A 15,330-nucleotide genomic window follows, 5' to 3' on the forward strand; every position below is an offset into this window, starting at 1 on the left:
ATACACCCTATGGTCGGGAGCAGGCAAAAATGGCGTGAGCTTTTAGGACAAGGGCGCGAAAAAGCGATGTAAGAATAAGAGACGTGAAAAAAGACAAGGAAAAAGAAAATCGAATAAAAAAGAAAAGCCTGACACAAGGTCAGGCTTTGGAATGGGTTAAAGAGTCCGCTATTTTAACTTGTAAATAATGCCAGGGTTGCAGCGCACCATTTCAAATCGGTCAGTCAAACCTGTTAGCGATTCTGACGCACCAAGCAATAAGTAACCACCGGGGTTAAGGCTGTTTGCCATTTGGTTTAGTACTTTAGACTTCATCTCTGGCGAGAAGTAAATCAGTACATTGCGACAGAAGATGATGTCGAATTTGCCCATAAGTGCATAACTGTCCATCAAGTTCTGAGGACGGAAGTTCACTAGGCGTTTTACGTTGTCTTTCACTTTCATGCGACCGTCTCCCGCATCTTCAAAGAAGGTGCGGCGACGCTCAGGAGAAAGACCACGTCCCAATGCTAGGTTGTCGTACAAACCCGCACGACACATATCCAACATGCTCGATGAGATGTCCGTAGCCGTAATCGATACGTTCGGAAGCAGTCCTGGTTTACGTTGTTGTGTTTCCAGAACAGTCATCGCCATTGAGTAAGGTTCTTGACCTGACGAGCTGGCTGCAGACCAAATTTTGATTGGTCGTTTGTTTGCCGCCATCTCCGGCAATAGTTTATCAGCTAATACCGTGAACGGATAAGTATCTCGGAACCACAATGTTTCGTTAGTCGTCATTGCATCAACAGCAGCAATACGCAGCTCACGATTGCGACCTGTCACGACATCACGCAGCAGATCCGACAAAGAAGCAAGCTTGAACTTAGTCACAAGCGGGCTCAGTCGACTGCGCACTAGGTACTGTTTGCTGTCACCTAATACGATGCCACATTGTGATTCTAGAAAACGGCTAAAGTCACGATACTCTTGATCACTGATTGTAATAGCAGTCATTAATGTCTCTTTTATTGTGTTAAAGCAGATTTAACCGCGTTACCCAATTCGTCTGGGTTAAATTTCGCAATGAAGGTGTTCGCACCTACACGCTCAACCATGGCTTGGTTGAAGACGCCACTCAATGAGGAGTGAAGGATAACATAAAGGTTCTTCAAATCTGCATTTCTGCGAATTTCAGCTGTTAAGGTATAGCCGTCCATCTCTGGCATCTCGATATCCGAAATCACCAAGGAGATCTGATCGTAGATACTACCCTCTTGTGCCATTTCGATCAGCTTATTGTACGCTTCTTTACCATCTTTCACAGAGACAACTTCAAATCCGATAGAAGTAATTGCTCGTTCAACCTGTTTACGCGCAACCGTAGAGTCATCCGCAATCAAAATACGACGTACGATTGGCTTTTCTTGTTCTGCGACTGCAATTTCTTCACCGATGGTTGAATCCATGGTTTCATCTACTGGTGCAATCTCAGCCAAGATCTTCTCAACGTCCAGAATTTCAACTAGCTCGTTGTCGATGTTAGTGACTGCCGTTAGGTAGTGTGCTTTACCTGCGCCATCTGGCGGCGGCAAAATCGCTTCCCAGTGCATGTTAATGATACGCTCAACAGAAGATACCAAGAACGCCTGGATTGTTCGGTTGAACTCAGCGATCACAACAAAACACTTGTCGATATCAGTCGTCGGACGACCACCAATAGCCAAGCTTAAATCGATCACTGACACGGTATGGCCACGGATATGAGCGACACCTTTAACCAGCGGGTGTAGATTTGGCATCGAAGTCAGCTTAGGGCACTGAAGTACTTCTTTTACTTTGAATACGTTAATGCCGTAGCGCTGTCGACCCATCAATCGGAAAGTAAGTAGCTCCAATCGGTTTTGGCCGACGAGTTGCGTACGCTGATTCACCGAGTCAAGAATCCCCGTCATATGCTCATCTCCATCTCAAACTTTTTGTTTTTAAATGATACTCTACCACTGGCAGGCATAATACCAGAGAAACAGTATGGCGTATCATAATATGAATTCGACACCATTTACTATGACAATATGTAGAGCGTTATTTACAAAGTACGCTAAGTTTATCGGCATTTTGCTCAGTATGTTTAGCTTTTTTGTTCATTCAGCAACGGAAAGTCAAATTGAGCAAATCAGAACCGCCGCTGAACAGCACATTCTTAGCACGGTAGAGCAGCCAGCGGGAGGGAAATTAACAGTCAATGCGGCAAATATTGATCCACGTATCAAAGCCACGGATTGCCCAGAGCCACTGGAAACGTCTGCATCATCAACCAGTAGCACACGTAGCAACATCAACGTCTTAGTCGAGTGTCTGGCTGACAACTGGAAAGTTTATGTCCCAGTTAGGATCTCAGCGTCAGTGCCAATGATCGTTTCTACCCGCCAATTGGGTCGCGGCGAGATCATTAGCGCTTCAGATGTCACCACATCAATGATCGAGCTTCAGCGTTTTCGCAAAGATGGCTTTACTAACTTTGAGCAAGTAGTTGGCGCAAAGTTAAAACGCAATGTTCGCTTGGGTGACGTGGTCGAACGTAACGATGTGTGCGTAGTTTGCCGAAATGAAAAAGTGACGATTCGAGCCGTAAAAGGCGGCATGACCATCACCACACAGGGTACGGCATTGCAAGATGGATCATCTGGTGATCAAGTAAGAGTGAAAAATGATAAGTCCCAACGTATAATAGAAGGAATTGTGACAGGTATTGCGGAAATCACCATCACCTTCTAAGGTAGGCTGGTGTACGGCAAATCGATCAATAAAAATGCAAAAAATCTCTAAAGTTATTTTGCGCTTGGTCGATAGTCTGGATACCAGTATTACGATACGAGTTTAAGGTTGAGATATGGCAGGTATAGATAATATACGTTCAGGTCAGATGATGACGACGACAAGTCGCGCTCCTGCACGTACTGATTCTAGTGCGACCAGCACAACAGAATCAAAGAAAGCGCCAGCACAACAAGACGCGGTATCATTAAGCCAACAAGGCAAAGCAGTCAGCAAACTCCAAAAGGATATGGCAGCTTCTCCGGCTTATGACAGCGCGAAAGTGGCGGCAATTAAAGAAGCAATTGCAAACGGTTCATACAAAGTTGACCCAGAAAAACTGGCTGACAATATGATTAAGTTTGAAAATGAATTGCAAGGCAAAAGCTAACTGACTTAGGCCCAAGGTAAGTATTCATGGCAGCATTAGTCGATCTTGTAAACTTCCAACTAGAAAATGCAAAAGCACTTTCTGGTGTGTTACGTCAAGAAACACAGGCGATCAGCGCTCGTGTATCTACTGAGATCGAAAAACTCGCCAAGGAAAAGATGACACTCATTGGTCAACTAAGAACCACCGACCAGCGAATCGCCTCTCACCCGCACGTCAATCAACTTACCGAAGATGAAAACCTGAGTCAGGTTGTCGCTCAAATCCAATCTATCGTTCTCGATTGTCAGCAAGTAAACCAAATGAATGGTGAATCGCTCAATCGTGCCCAATCGAGTTTCAATAAACTCAACAACATGCTTCAACGCACGCACGGAAAGGTCGGCATGACTTACAACTCCGGCGGTAAAACTCACACCATCTCCACACTAGGCACCAACATCAAAGCCTAGCTCTTTTCTTCTGTCCCTCAGTCTATTTAAACTGCCGTCTAATACAGCAAGCTTATTAGCTTCACTCATTCCCAAAAAGTATCACGAATAAAAAAGCGACCAATTGTTGCCAATCAGCCGCTCAAAAAGATCATCTGTTTAGTGAAGATTGAATTAGAACAAGGTCTGCTGACGCTTCTCAGGCACCTGCTGCACTTCACCGTAGTCGCGCAATTTATCCATCTTACGGATATCCAAACGCAACTCTGTCACATAGCTGTCTTCAACTAAGTAACTACGTACCACTTCTGCACCACGAATCACACCGTCTACAGCACCGCTTGTGCTTTCAATGCCTAAACGTTGGTCTTCCAACTGCGCACGACCACTTACGCGCATGCCATATACTTGCTCGGCAAGTTCGCGGTACGCATCGATCTTAGATGCACGCATTGCACGAACGCGCTTCTCTTCCATTGTGCGACCGGTTTGCTCACTAACGCTTGCATAACCCACCGCCACTAAAATTTCGTCTTGACGCATCTGCTGCAGAGGCTGACAACCCACCAGCACTAAGGTCGCGATAATAAATAATAACTTCTTCATGTCTGTTTCCTACGGGCGGAGAATCACTGTGTATGGCTGACGGATAGTTGGGTCAGAACGAATTAACACACCATCTTGAGTACGGATGCTATTAAGCGTATCCAGATCACGACCGATACGGTCCGCAGGTAAGAAGCCTTGCGCCGTAGCAACAACAATGCGGCTCTGCATACCGACAATGCGTGCGTTGACGAGGACACCGCCTTCTTGACGTAGCATTGTGCCCGTCAATACGTACTGGATCTCTTGCTCTTGTGCCAGATCTTGCCAATCTCGGCTCAGAGCGAAATCTCCCTGTTGGGTTACTTGGATTGAACCTGTCGTTTTAAAGTCGACAACTTTAAAACCGCGACGTTGGAACTGGTGGATAAACCCTTCCGATACTGAGTTACCCAACCAATTGGTTGAATCCATGTTTTGCAGGTCGACAAAAGAAGTAATCGCAACGGGCGTACGTGACGACACTGCAACGTTTGAAACCATCAACTCTTCAGTCATGCTTTCAATAAAGAAATCCATCGTATGGCGTGGACTGTCCATTAACATGAACTGACTGCCAGAGTACGGTTCTTTACCATTATAAATTGGTGAGTATGCGCACGATGTTAAAAGCGTCATCATCGATGCGGCAACAAGCCATCTTTTCATGGTTTGATTCTCCAGATAATCTTAGGTGTTACTGCTCTTTACTGACTTCATTTCTATAAAGTGCAATCTTGGAACAGTCTTTGCTTTTCTTCTGTTTGTCGAACGAAAGAAAGCTCACCAAACTTCACTGAAATTGGTAAAGCAATATTTATACCCGAACGGTTACAAACAATGAAAAAAATATTTTTTAGCCTTATATCAATCACTTTCATATTGATCCTACCATTTCGTGCGGTGGCATCTTGGTATGAAGTGACAGGCGTTGCCACGATCGTTTCTTCAGATGAAGCGGCAAGGCTACATGCGTTAGAGGACGCACTCTTTAAAGCCGTCAACTTTTCGGGTGCGGATATCGGTAGCATCAGTAACTTGATGCCACTGCTAGAAGAAAGCCGTAAAGAGTACCAATTCACGAACCATGAAGTACGTTACATCTTGGTAGAATCTGAACGTAAACGTGGCGGCAAGATGGAAATGAGGATCCGAGTGGACATCTATCCGTCGGCAACGGGTTGCCACGTGAATCAATACAAGAAGACGGTATTAGTCGGTAATATTGATGTTGCCTCTCCGCAGCAAGCGGTGATGGGACAGATCTACAACGTGGGCAATGATTTTAGTCACGTCGTCAACCGCCAGTTAGATCAAACATCGCGCAGCTTTGTTTCTGTCGGCACCACAGACTATTCGATCTCAGCGAAGTCACCAGAACGCACCCAGATGATTGCTCAAGATAATGGCGCTCAGTACATCATCGGTGGTGTGATTACAGACTTAACGGCAACCATTGATGCCAAACTACTCCAAGATGATGTGATCAACCGTCAGTTTGCACTAGAGATGAAAGTCTTTGATGGCAAGACAGGTCACGAGGTCTACCACAAAAACTATCGTGAAGTGGCACACTGGCCTTTTGCAAAAACCAGTCAAGTAGATACTCGTAGCGCACGTTTCTGGGCATCGACTTACGGTGAGATGATGCTGCGTGTGAGCCGCAATATCATGCTAGACCTAGAATCAGAGCTGTCTTGTAAGATCACACTTCCTGAGGTCGTTGCAGTATTTGGCAATACCGTAACCATGGATCTTGGTCGTATGCACGGCGTAAAAGAAGGCGACCAGCTACAACTTTGGCACACGGCGTCGTTCATCGATCAAAATGGCTTGCCGCGTAACAAGGTGTCTCAGAGTGAAATTACCCTAACGGTTTCTCGTGTTTACGAACACGAAGCGGAGCTCACGATTGACCAGCCAAACCTTGCGTCTAGCGTGCAAATTGGCGACGTAATGAACAAGATGTTGTAGATGCACGTATAAAGCATTGCCATATGCCTACTTTTGAATATCATAGGCAACGCATCTTATTTGATTACGCCCCCATGGCACAGCTGGATAGCGCAGTCCCCTCCTAAGGGACAGGGCGTAGGTTCGAATCCTACTGGGGGCGCCATATAGATCAACGCCTTAGCTATAACTTTAGCTAAGGCGTTTTTGTTTACGTCCACAAAATGCCCACACCAATCGATTATTTTACGTTTCACAATCGAAAGTTTATCGACGACTTTAGACATCACAGCCACAATAAAGAAGGGATCAACAGATTGTTTGAAAAAGGTTTCTCGATAGAAGATGTCGCTCAAGTAACTGGCCAAAGAAACTTGAGTATTTTGTGACAGGTGTATACTCAACTATACCCTCATAAATTGCACAAAAAATAATAGGAAAGTAGCTCACTTACATCTTGCGATTACTTTGAATTAACTCTAGGATGCGTGTCTTCGTGACTTAGCCCAAAGCCAACTTTAAGAATTAGTGTTATACATTAAATATGGAATATAAATTACTAGCTAAGCTATTTAATAGCTCAGAATTAAAGAGAATTGCTGCAGGGGACTTGAGCACCATCGACAGTATAAGGAAAGCATTCTCTGAATTTCATTCGCACGTAACTGTTTCTGAGTTTTATGACGAGGCATACAAGCTGCTATTGAAAAACTACCGTAATGAGTATGTTGTCAAGAACGAGATCGCTAACAAAATACTTCTTGGCACCCACTCTATGAATACCACCTCAATGATGAGCGAGGTGAGAACTGGGAAGAGCGTCGCTGACTGCGTTGTGTTGAACGGTCACTCAACATGTTATGAAATCAAGACGGAGATGGATTCATTAACTCGCTTAAGTAATCAATTAGATTCCTACCTAATGGCTTATGATAAGACCTACGTTGTTACCCATAAAAGCCACTTAAAGCACATCCTATCGATTCACGCCGAATCACCAACTTTTGGCGTTCTAGAGTTAACGAAAAGAAACAATTTTAAAACGGTTATTGAAGCTCCAATCAGTGATGACTTCGACTTTGACATGACGTTTGACACCTTACGTAAACCTGAATACATGTTTATTGCAGAGCAAGTTCTAGGCTCAATACCAGAAATGCCCAACACTAAAATATACAATTATTGCAAAGAGGCATATAAATCTCTGCCAGCACACAAAGCCAATGAATTATTTAAGAAAAGTCTAAAATTATTTCGTGCTAATGATCACAATTTTATCAACTCCCTTCCAAAATCCCTTAAAAATATAGGGATTAGCTATCAATTTAGCAGACAAGAAAAAAACAAACTCGTATGCTCACTGATGAATAACTCAAGCTTATCATCAGGTGATTACAATGTACTATCCTTATTTGAGGGGCAAGCGTCATGAACTTTCTGCCCTTCGCAGAACTGCGAACGTACTAGACCCAACTAAAGTGCGCCCAATAATTGAGCCTGTTAAAACTCAAACCTCAGTATTGGAAAGAACGATTTCTGAGCTCAACTCTAACAACCAAACACCAATTGTGGTCGTAAACCCCCTAGAAGGTCAGTTAACCGGAAGTACTGCTATATTAAACTTGCTTCAGTCCGATAACTTAAACTTCCTCCCATGCATAGCATTCAGTCATCAAAACATGCAGTCTGCAATAAACTTAGCAACGCAGTTTTGTGACGATAATGTCGATTTTGCGACTTACTTTAAAGATGAGCCTGTTACCGACGTTTCAGCTATCACGTCAAGAGCCCAAGTTAATGCGGTATTCGCAACGCAGAATACAACAAGCCAGTTTTTAGCTCGTATGCCTCAACTAGTAAAGCTTCAAGATTGCTTTGCCGCGAGAGGGCGAAATGCTGACTACCCTCTTCATCCGTACAATTTCACTGATGCTCACTTGACCTACGTAAATATGCCAAATGCTATTGGTTTTGGTGATTATCAAATCGTTGGTGAACCGTATACTGAGAGCGGAGGTCCAGCCCGAGCCGTGGCACTCCATATTACTTATATAAACACTTCATTTAATGATCACATGTTTATCAAACATTGCGTTTCTACACTCGACTCAGGAACAACGTCGAACACTGCAAATAAATTCTTACAAGCCCTCAATGAGTTGATGAATTTTGCAAACCAAACGCCAGATATTGACCAAACAACGGTGGGCTTTGTTGGGTTGAGCAATTACCATAGAACGCAGCATTACCCTAACTTGGGACCGGCAAAAGAATGTTCAATCATGCATCATATTGAGAGCATTGGTAACTACCTATAAAATAAAAGCCCTCTCCTAAGGGACAGGTCGTAGGTTCGAATCCTACTGGGGGCGCCACATAGATCAACGCCTTAGCTATAACCTTAGCTAAGGCGTTTTTGTTTGTATCCACAAAATGTCCATGCATTGAGGTTGATGCCCCGAATTCTCCCAATAAGCAAACCTTACTCAAGGTAAAACTGAGCCATCCATTCTTTTAAGTCTTCATAACTCATTTCATATTCTTTTTTGATGGCGATCTTTGCTTGTCAAAACGTTAATAAACGATTGTATGATGACGCCTTGCCTTTATCGACTACTCTTAGCTGACAAACTTTTTGCCGGCTTTGAGGGAGTGCCTAACTCAAGAATTCTGTCTTGATTTAGATGTATCAGAAAAGATTCAATACTCATGCTATTTACAGTTTTGTATTTTATTACTTTAATTATCTATGAGTTTTGCTTACCCTTTTAGCTATTAACAAAACTATTAGTTAGCACTATGTCTAAGAGCAATTTAATTACAAACACTGGACACCGCTTCATCTCGAAGGGCAAAACGGCCTTCAAGATTCATATCCACACACCGGATGACACGGTTTTACACCGCTCCGTAGGTTTCGTTCGCATTGGAGAAAAGAAAGGGCTTAAAAAGGCTATCAAGCTGCGTAACGAGCTTGGACGGGAGATGTGGGGTAAATTTTGGCGTCGTCTGCTGAAAGACCCCTATTTAATGACCAGACTGCCGCATAGCGTCGAACCAAAGATTGTCCATAAGCCTAACCCTACCCTAGAGGATCCTGATAATAGAGACACCTGCTACATTGCGAAATGGCGTGAGTTTAACGATGCTGGCGAGTACAAATATAAAACGGTCGTGCGCTCTATTAACAAGTACGGCAAACTGGCCGCCTATATGCAAACAAAGAAAGCGTTGCTGGATGCACACAAAGATAACCTGGAAATCCTGACGTTTATGGGGCGTCTCAACAGCATTGACCTCAAGTGACCTTTATTCCTTCCTTTCATTGAGTGTTCTTCGCTGATAAACAGATATACCCAAGTAACCTCGAGATGCAGGGTTCAGCGAGAATGACTTGTTTTGTAGACGCGGCGACGATTTAAAGGTCTAGTGGACCTAAATCAAGAATCGACAACAAAGTATACAAGCCAAGGTTCTTGCTATTTGCAAAGAGTACCCTTTGGGAGTGTGTCATTGACTCGCGTTTTTATTAAACTAATGGCTGCGTCAAACAACTTGGAATGAGCAGGTACGCTACGTTGTTTTCCTTGCTTGCTTTAGGTAAATAGGGAATCAATGACAACGCTCTGAATCCGGAATCTTAAAGTCACTTGGGTATATAAAAAAACCCCAAAAGAGCGAACTCTTTGGGGCTTTTCGTATCTAGCTTTCTAACGGTTAGTGTTAGATTTCGCGATTATTGTTGAACTTGGTATTCAAACTCAGGAACAACGATTTCTACGCGACGGTTTTGCTCACGACCTTCACGAGTGTCGTTTGAAGCGATAGGGTTGTTTTCACCTTCACCACGAGCGTGAATGCGAGAAGCATCGATACCTTTCTCTACAAGAGCATTTGCTACAGATTCAGCACGCTTCTCAGAAACTTTTAGGTTGTATGCCGCTGGACCAGAAGTATCTGTGTAGCCAATTACATCAACGTTTGCTTGTGGGTACTCGTTTAGGAACGCTACTAGGTCGTCTAGTTTTGCTGCGCTCGCAGGTTTAAGCGTTGTGCTGTTTAGCGCAAAGCTACCTGTACCGATTGTTTGAGTTTCGAAAGTTTTCGTTACAACAACTGGTGCAACAACTTCTTCTACTACTACTTCTTCAACTACTGGCTCTTCTTCAACAACCACTTCGTCTTGACCGCCAAACTTGAATGACACACCTAGAGTTGCTGTGTTACCCATTGCTTTTACTGAATCGTTGTTGATGTCTGTGATTGTTTGGTATTCCGCACGTGCTGTTACGTTTTGGCTAACGTTGAACTCAAGACCAGCCGCACCTAGGTAAGAGTAATCGTCTTTACCGTCGTTCATCATTAGGTATGCGCCACCAACTTTACCGTAAAGAGCGATGTCTTCAGTGATTGGTAGGCTGAATTTAGGAGCAAGAGTGATTGCTTCTACGTGACCGCCGAAAGAAGTTTGGTCAAAGTCACCAAGGTTGTCGAAGCCTGCTTCTACTGAGAAGTAGTCATTCATTTCGTAACCAACAAAAGCACCTAGAGTAGAGCCATCTTTGTCACAAGCTTGACCAGCTACACAAGCGTCTTCCATCCAAGACTTACCCATCTTACCGCCCACGTACACTTCTGCGTGTGCTGCTGAAGCCATAAGTAAAGAAGCTGAAATTACCGCTGCTAGTTTTTTCATTATTGATTCCTCTAAAAGAAGTTCTCTTGTTCGTAACGAAATGCGCCGCCTGACTGACGTTGTATTTCAATTCTTTTATTCAAATCCTTTGATTTTGATACCGAAGTAACTTCCGCAATTTTGCATAAAAGTTACTTGGGTATGGATCCTGACCAGTGATGCATATTGCTGCTTCACTGATGGCGAGCACTATAACTCCAAGAAATCCCAAGACAAATCCCAAAACTGTCAATTTAATGTCATCGAAAAGCATGACTTTATGTGATCTAGAGCACTCAAATACGAGTGATAGCAATCACGCAAACGTTTGCGTGATATTTCAAAATAAAATAAGTAAAGCAAATTAACTTCTCATTAATGAGACGATATTTAAGGAACTTTATGGATTTTGGTGCTAAGTCAGAGAGATATTTTGTATTGAAAGGTCAAAAAAACATTCGTCGAGGATATATTTGGATAAGTAAAACTTATTAACTTTTCGAACTATTGTTGGGAAAACATACAGATTTCGACGTCATTTATGTTGAGTTAAGATGTTTTCTTAACGTCGGGCACAAAAAAGCCGCGAAATATATCGCGGCTTTCTGATTATTTATTCAAGTAATTATGCGTTTGCTTCGCGCTCAGCGATGAACTCAAGAGCCATTTTGATACGTGCAACACAATGCTCTTTGCCAATCAGTTCCATTACTGCGTCTACAGAAGGAGACTGACCGCCACCTGTTACTGCAACACGCAGTGGCATACCGATTTTGCCCATGCCGATTTCTAGCTCTTCGCACACAGCTGCGATAACACCATCTTTGATGTTCGCTGTCGTCCACTCAGTCAGTGCTTCAGCTTTCGCTAGAGCAAGCTCTAGAGGCTCTTTAGCTACGCCGCGTAGATGCTTCTTCGCTGCGCCTGCTTCAAACTCAGAGAAATCTTCGTAGAAGTAACGAATCTGCTCAGCTAGCTCAACAAGCGTGTTGCAACGCTCACCAACAAGCTTGATCACTTCCGTGATAGCTGGACCATTAGTTACGTCTAGTTTTTGTTGATCTAGGTGCCATTGTAGGTGCTGTGCAACGTACGCTGGCTCTGAGTTTTTGATGTAGTGGTTGTTCAACCATTGCAGTTTGTCAGTGTTGAATGCAGACGCTGACTTAGATACTGCGTTTAGGCTAAATAGGTTGATCATCTCTTCTTGAGTGAAGATTTCTTGATCACCATGAGACCAACCAAGACGCACTAGGTAGTTGTTTAGCGCAGCAGGTAGGTAACCCATATCGCGGTACTGCATTACAGATACTGCACCGTGACGCTTAGACAGTTTCGCGCCGTCATCACCTAGGATCATTGCACAGTGCGCAAATGTTGGTACTGGCGCACCTAGCGCTTCGTAGATGTTGATCTGACGAGGCGTGTTGTTGATGTGGTCTTCACCACGAACAACGTGAGTGATACCCATATCCCAGTCGTCAACCACAACGCAGAAGTTGTACGTTGGAGAGCCGTCAGTACGACGAATGATCAGATCATCCATTTGGTCGTTGCGGATTTCAATGCGACCACGAATTTGGTCATCAAATACTACGCTGCCTTCTTTCGGGTTACGGAAACGGATAACACATGGATCGCCATCTTTTGCCGCTTCGTTTGCCGCTTTGATTTTTGGATGGTTAGCATCGTAGCGAGGCATTTCTTTGTTTGCTTCTTGCTCTGCACGAACTTCGTCTAGCAGTTCTTTAGACGCGTAACATTTGTATGCTTTGTCTTCTTCTAGAAGCTTATCAACCATCTCGTTGTAACGATCAAAACGTTGAGTTTGGAAATAAGGGCCTTCGTTCCACTCAAGACCTAGCCATTCCATGCCTTCTAGGATCGCATCAACCGCTTCCTGAGAGTTACGCTCAAGGTCAGTATCTTCGATACGTAGAACGAATTCACCACCTTGGTTTTTAGCGTATAGCCAAGAGTAAAGTGCAGTACGAGCACCACCAACGTGTAGGTAGCCAGTTGGGCTAGGAGCAAAACGAGTTTTAACCGTCATTTGAGTTCCTTAGGGATAATGAGCAACGAGAAGGCTCTCGTTGTAATGTCAAGGATAAAAGTGGCGACATTTTACCACCGTAAGTCAATACTACAATCCTTCCTTGTGGTTTAACGCCAGAAATAAAAACGGGCAGCCACCGAACACGATGCTGCCCTTTGATTTATCTCTTAAGTACAATTGTTGCTAGATAACTACTATCGCTATAGAAAGCCTATATAAAAGAAGAAAACCAGATTACTTTAGGTTACGCATTGCCCATTGCATGAACTCTTGCTGCTCTTCACGGCTTAGATCGTTGAACGACTCTTTCAGTGTTTTTGTTACCGCTGGAGAAGCTGCAATGCTCGCTTTTGTCGTTTGCTTGTTCATTGCTTGGTTGTAGTCAGCGACTTCACGTTCGTAGTCACGGAAACCTTGTAAACCACCTTTGCGAAGTTGAACCATTGAGAACTTAACGTCTTTGCCGTTCGCATCTTTTAGCGTCAGTTTAGGGTCCATTTCAAAAGCCTTGGCTTCTTCAATAGTGCGGAACTTGTTGTATGTCAGCGTAAGCTCAGCATCTTTCGGTGCATCAAATTCAAGTAAAAGCGGCTGTGAATCAAACTTACGACGCTTGCCATCTTCAAACACAATTTGACCAACATTTACAGCAAGTTGGTTTGCACCATCTTCAACTTTGATGCTGTTGTTGTCAGAGATCCACTCAGGGTAGACGAACTCACTGTTGAGAACGCGAGGAACCAATTCCGCTTGCAGAGTCAGTTGAGCAGCAAATGCAGGCGCAGAAAGGATTGCGCAAAGTCCTAATAGTGTGGTTGTTTTTTTCATCATGGTTTTCTCGTTTTATACCAATTTAGATAAGCCACTGAAACTAACAGGCCAGTCATTCCAATGGCTTATGTGAATAAGTATCAAGACAAAAAGGGCGTTTCCGCCCTTTTAGCTGCTTCTTTATTAGAAGTAGTATTCAACACCTACAGAGTATTCGTTGTAGTCACCGTTAGTACCTGATGTCCAGCGAGCTGCATCATCTAGACCATCTAGACCTTCGTTGAAATCGTTCATACGTGCACGAGCGTATAGCACTGCAGATGGGTCAACAAAGTACATGATCTGTGCTGAAACAACATCATCAGATGTGTTAGATAGTGTCTTACCGTCACGTTCTAGATCGAAGTTCGCTGCGTAACCCAGTTTGTACTGCCAGTCACCTGTTGTGTACATCAGACCTGCTGACATTGCATCTTGCTTCTCGTTTACACCGTTGCTTGCGTCAGCTTCCATGTATTTGTATTGAGCGAAGAAAGAGATACCGTTTTCAAACCAACCTTGAACACCTACTAGGTATGTGTTGTTTTCCCAAGTTTGACCTTCAGCTTCAATGTTGCGGTTACCTTCGTAAGCTGCATCCAATTGTAGTGGACCTAACTTGTAGTGAGCCGCGATGCCGCCCCAGTAGTCATCACCCGCACCTAGACCAGCTTTATCACCAGCACCAACTGCTGCGTCGATAGAGAATTTGTCAGCGTACATTGGAGAGTCCCAACGAATAGTATTTGATTGACGGTCTTGGTATTTAGCACCACCGATCGCACCACCCCAGTCGTAAACATCGCCTAGACCTGGGTTCGATGCTGGCCAGTCAACCAACTCGTACATTGGAGTTAGAACACGACCTAGACGAACTTGACCCCAAGAAGCACTTTCAAAACCTACGAATGTATCACGTTCACCAAGACCTGCACCTTCACCACCGAAGCTTGGGTCTACGTAACCACCTTCGATTTGCCAAATGAACGTTGGCTCAAAGTTAGCGAATTGCTTTTTACCACGGAAGCCGATACGTGATTCGTTGTTTAGCTGCATACCACCAAGGTTATCATCTTGTTTTGCATCACCAGAATCGTAATCGCGGTACGCGGCCTGCATCGCGATAATGCCGTAAACTTCGTAAGAGAAAGAGTCTTTAGTTAGGTACTCTTTCGCTGCATCACTGTTTGCACCATCAGCAAAAGCTGAACCACTGAACATCATGCCTGTGATTGCAGTAGCAAGTAGGCTTTTCTTTAGGTAAGACATTTTAAACCCCTATATTTTTAGTTTTTTCCATTTTCAAATTCGCTAACTAGAACATTGCAGGAACTTGAAACAATGTGTGGACGGGGCAAATATGACAAACTTTTTTCGCAGTAAAAAACTTTCCCAGCGGCAATCTGAGCAAGTTCAAAATGAGAAGATCAAAAAGAATATAAACCCTTAAATAACAGCAATTTATAGTGACAAATAAAAATATAAAAACGTCAAAACCGTTCTAATCAACTTCGTTTTTATATAAAAAGCTCAAAAATCGTGAGCGACTTCACTCAGGTTTTAGGCGTTTTAACGGAACTTTATATTCAGAGAGAAAAAACTTTGAGATAACTCGCAACAAAAGGGGCGTAAG

At 43.6% G+C, this 15,330-nt stretch carries 15 protein-coding genes and 1 tRNA gene; 8 read left to right on the plus strand and 8 right to left on the minus strand.

Annotation, left to right across the window (positions count from 1 at the left end):
* Positions 1-168: 168 nt before the first annotated feature.
* Positions 169-996 carry a protein-glutamate O-methyltransferase gene (locus tag ABMY42_RS10790; RefSeq protein ID WP_009696835.1) on the minus strand — a complete coding sequence of 276 codons (828 nt, stop codon included), beginning with the start codon at positions 994-996 and terminating at the stop codon, positions 169-171.
* Between the two features lie 11 nt (positions 997-1,007).
* Positions 1,008-1,934, minus strand: coding sequence for a chemotaxis protein CheV (locus ABMY42_RS10795; protein ID WP_005449208.1), 927 nt, complete (start codon positions 1,932-1,934; stop codon positions 1,008-1,010).
* 76 nt (positions 1,935-2,010) lie between these two features.
* Here ABMY42_RS10795 and flgA point away from each other — a divergent pair, with 76 nt between their 5' ends.
* The 3 genes from flgA to flgN all read left to right on the plus strand — a co-directional run bounded on the left by flgA (position 2,011) and on the right by flgN (position 3,639).
* Complete coding sequence (flgA, locus tag ABMY42_RS10800) at positions 2,011-2,757, plus strand: flagellar basal body P-ring formation chaperone FlgA (RefSeq protein WP_017818938.1); 747 nt, start codon at positions 2,011-2,013, stop codon at positions 2,755-2,757.
* Between the two features lie 115 nt (positions 2,758-2,872).
* Positions 2,873-3,187, plus strand: coding sequence for a flagellar biosynthesis anti-sigma factor FlgM (gene flgM, locus ABMY42_RS10805; protein WP_005425628.1), 315 nt, complete (start codon positions 2,873-2,875; stop codon positions 3,185-3,187).
* 26 nt (positions 3,188-3,213) lie between these two features.
* Positions 3,214-3,639, plus strand: a complete 426-nt coding sequence (flgN, locus tag ABMY42_RS10810; RefSeq protein ID WP_005449212.1) for a flagellar export chaperone FlgN — start codon at positions 3,214-3,216, stop codon at positions 3,637-3,639.
* Between the two features lie 153 nt (positions 3,640-3,792).
* Here the strand turns inward: flgN and flgP are convergent, their stop codons facing one another.
* Both flgP and ABMY42_RS10820 read right to left on the minus strand, forming a co-directional pair.
* Complete coding sequence (gene flgP / locus ABMY42_RS10815; RefSeq protein ID WP_005449214.1) at positions 3,793-4,224, minus strand: flagellar assembly lipoprotein FlgP; 432 nt, start codon at positions 4,222-4,224, stop codon at positions 3,793-3,795.
* Between the two features lie 9 nt (positions 4,225-4,233).
* Complete coding sequence (locus ABMY42_RS10820; RefSeq protein WP_005449216.1) at positions 4,234-4,872, minus strand: FlgO family outer membrane protein; 639 nt, start codon at positions 4,870-4,872, stop codon at positions 4,234-4,236.
* A 171-nt stretch (positions 4,873-5,043) separates the two neighbouring features.
* Between ABMY42_RS10820 and ABMY42_RS10825 the strand changes: the two genes are divergently transcribed.
* The 5 genes from ABMY42_RS10825 to ABMY42_RS10845 all read left to right on the plus strand — a co-directional run bounded on the left by ABMY42_RS10825 (position 5,044) and on the right by ABMY42_RS10845 (position 9,462).
* Positions 5,044-6,177: a flagellar assembly protein FlgT gene (locus tag ABMY42_RS10825; protein ID WP_017188417.1), complete on the plus strand. Its 1,134-nt coding sequence runs from the start codon at positions 5,044-5,046 to the stop codon at positions 6,175-6,177.
* Positions 6,178-6,245: 68 nt separating this feature from the next.
* Positions 6,246-6,322 (plus strand) — tRNA-Arg (locus ABMY42_RS10830).
* Between the two features lie 378 nt (positions 6,323-6,700).
* Positions 6,701-7,588, plus strand: coding sequence for a sce7726 family protein (locus tag ABMY42_RS10835; RefSeq protein ID WP_343291209.1), 888 nt, complete (start codon positions 6,701-6,703; stop codon positions 7,586-7,588).
* Positions 7,554-8,474, plus strand: a complete 921-nt coding sequence (locus ABMY42_RS10840; protein WP_349266286.1) for a sce7725 family protein — start codon at positions 7,554-7,556, stop codon at positions 8,472-8,474. The genes ABMY42_RS10835 and ABMY42_RS10840 overlap by 35 nt, the downstream gene beginning before the upstream one ends.
* 481 nt (positions 8,475-8,955) lie before the next feature.
* The gene (locus ABMY42_RS10845) at positions 8,956-9,462 is read left to right on the plus strand and encodes a hypothetical protein (protein ID WP_005449220.1); all 507 of its coding nucleotides are present in this window, start codon (positions 8,956-8,958) and stop codon (positions 9,460-9,462) included.
* Positions 9,463-9,892: 430 nt separating this feature from the next.
* Here ABMY42_RS10845 and ABMY42_RS10850 read toward each other — a convergent pair whose 3' ends face one another.
* The 4 genes from ABMY42_RS10850 to chiP all read right to left on the minus strand — a co-directional run bounded on the left by ABMY42_RS10850 (position 9,893) and on the right by chiP (position 14,966).
* Positions 9,893-10,852 carry an OmpA family protein gene (locus ABMY42_RS10850; protein ID WP_005449221.1) on the minus strand — a complete coding sequence of 320 codons (960 nt, stop codon included), beginning with the start codon at positions 10,850-10,852 and terminating at the stop codon, positions 9,893-9,895.
* A 604-nt stretch (positions 10,853-11,456) separates the two neighbouring features.
* Positions 11,457-12,884 carry a glutamate--tRNA ligase gene (gltX, locus tag ABMY42_RS10855; RefSeq protein ID WP_349266287.1) on the minus strand — a complete coding sequence of 476 codons (1,428 nt, stop codon included), beginning with the start codon at positions 12,882-12,884 and terminating at the stop codon, positions 11,457-11,459.
* 237 nt (positions 12,885-13,121) lie between these two features.
* Positions 13,122-13,718, minus strand: a complete 597-nt coding sequence (locus ABMY42_RS10860; RefSeq protein WP_009696827.1) for a DUF2057 domain-containing protein — start codon at positions 13,716-13,718, stop codon at positions 13,122-13,124.
* Between the two features lie 123 nt (positions 13,719-13,841).
* Entirely contained in the window at positions 13,842-14,966 is a 1,125-nt protein-coding gene (gene chiP, locus ABMY42_RS10865; RefSeq protein WP_005449228.1) for a chitoporin, read from the minus strand.
* Between the last annotated feature and the right edge of the window lie 364 nt (positions 14,967-15,330).

This window comes from Vibrio sp. SSH13-20, assembly GCF_040104475.1.
GTDB classification, from domain to species: domain Bacteria; phylum Pseudomonadota; class Gammaproteobacteria; order Enterobacterales; family Vibrionaceae; genus Vibrio; species Vibrio harveyi.

What these genes read in the sequence shown, in the direction of transcription:
- ABMY42_RS10790 (WP_009696835.1), bottom strand. Translation starts at nt 996, where the DNA reads ATGACTGCTATTACAATCAGTGATCAAGAGTATCGTGACTTTAGCCGT.
- ABMY42_RS10795 (WP_005449208.1), bottom strand. Translation starts at nt 1,934, where the DNA reads ATGACGGGGATTCTTGACTCGGTGAATCAGCGTACGCAACTCGTCGGC.
- flgA (WP_017818938.1), top strand. Translation starts at nt 2,011, where the DNA reads ATGGCGTATCATAATATGAATTCGACACCATTTACTATGACAATATGT.
- flgM (WP_005425628.1), top strand. Translation starts at nt 2,873, where the DNA reads ATGGCAGGTATAGATAATATACGTTCAGGTCAGATGATGACGACGACA.
- flgN (WP_005449212.1), top strand. Translation starts at nt 3,214, where the DNA reads ATGGCAGCATTAGTCGATCTTGTAAACTTCCAACTAGAAAATGCAAAA.
- flgP (WP_005449214.1), bottom strand. Translation starts at nt 4,224, where the DNA reads ATGAAGAAGTTATTATTTATTATCGCGACCTTAGTGCTGGTGGGTTGT.
- ABMY42_RS10820 (WP_005449216.1), bottom strand. Translation starts at nt 4,872, where the DNA reads ATGAAAAGATGGCTTGTTGCCGCATCGATGATGACGCTTTTAACATCG.
- ABMY42_RS10825 (WP_017188417.1), top strand. Translation starts at nt 5,044, where the DNA reads ATGAAAAAAATATTTTTTAGCCTTATATCAATCACTTTCATATTGATC.
- ABMY42_RS10835 (WP_343291209.1), top strand. Translation starts at nt 6,701, where the DNA reads ATGGAATATAAATTACTAGCTAAGCTATTTAATAGCTCAGAATTAAAG.
- ABMY42_RS10840 (WP_349266286.1), top strand. Translation starts at nt 7,554, where the DNA reads ATGTACTATCCTTATTTGAGGGGCAAGCGTCATGAACTTTCTGCCCTT.
- ABMY42_RS10845 (WP_005449220.1), top strand. Translation starts at nt 8,956, where the DNA reads ATGTCTAAGAGCAATTTAATTACAAACACTGGACACCGCTTCATCTCG.
- ABMY42_RS10850 (WP_005449221.1), bottom strand. Translation starts at nt 10,852, where the DNA reads ATGAAAAAACTAGCAGCGGTAATTTCAGCTTCTTTACTTATGGCTTCA.
- gltX (WP_349266287.1), bottom strand. Translation starts at nt 12,884, where the DNA reads ATGACGGTTAAAACTCGTTTTGCTCCTAGCCCAACTGGCTACCTACAC.
- ABMY42_RS10860 (WP_009696827.1), bottom strand. Translation starts at nt 13,718, where the DNA reads ATGATGAAAAAAACAACCACACTATTAGGACTTTGCGCAATCCTTTCT.
- chiP (WP_005449228.1), bottom strand. Translation starts at nt 14,966, where the DNA reads ATGTCTTACCTAAAGAAAAGCCTACTTGCTACTGCAATCACAGGCATG.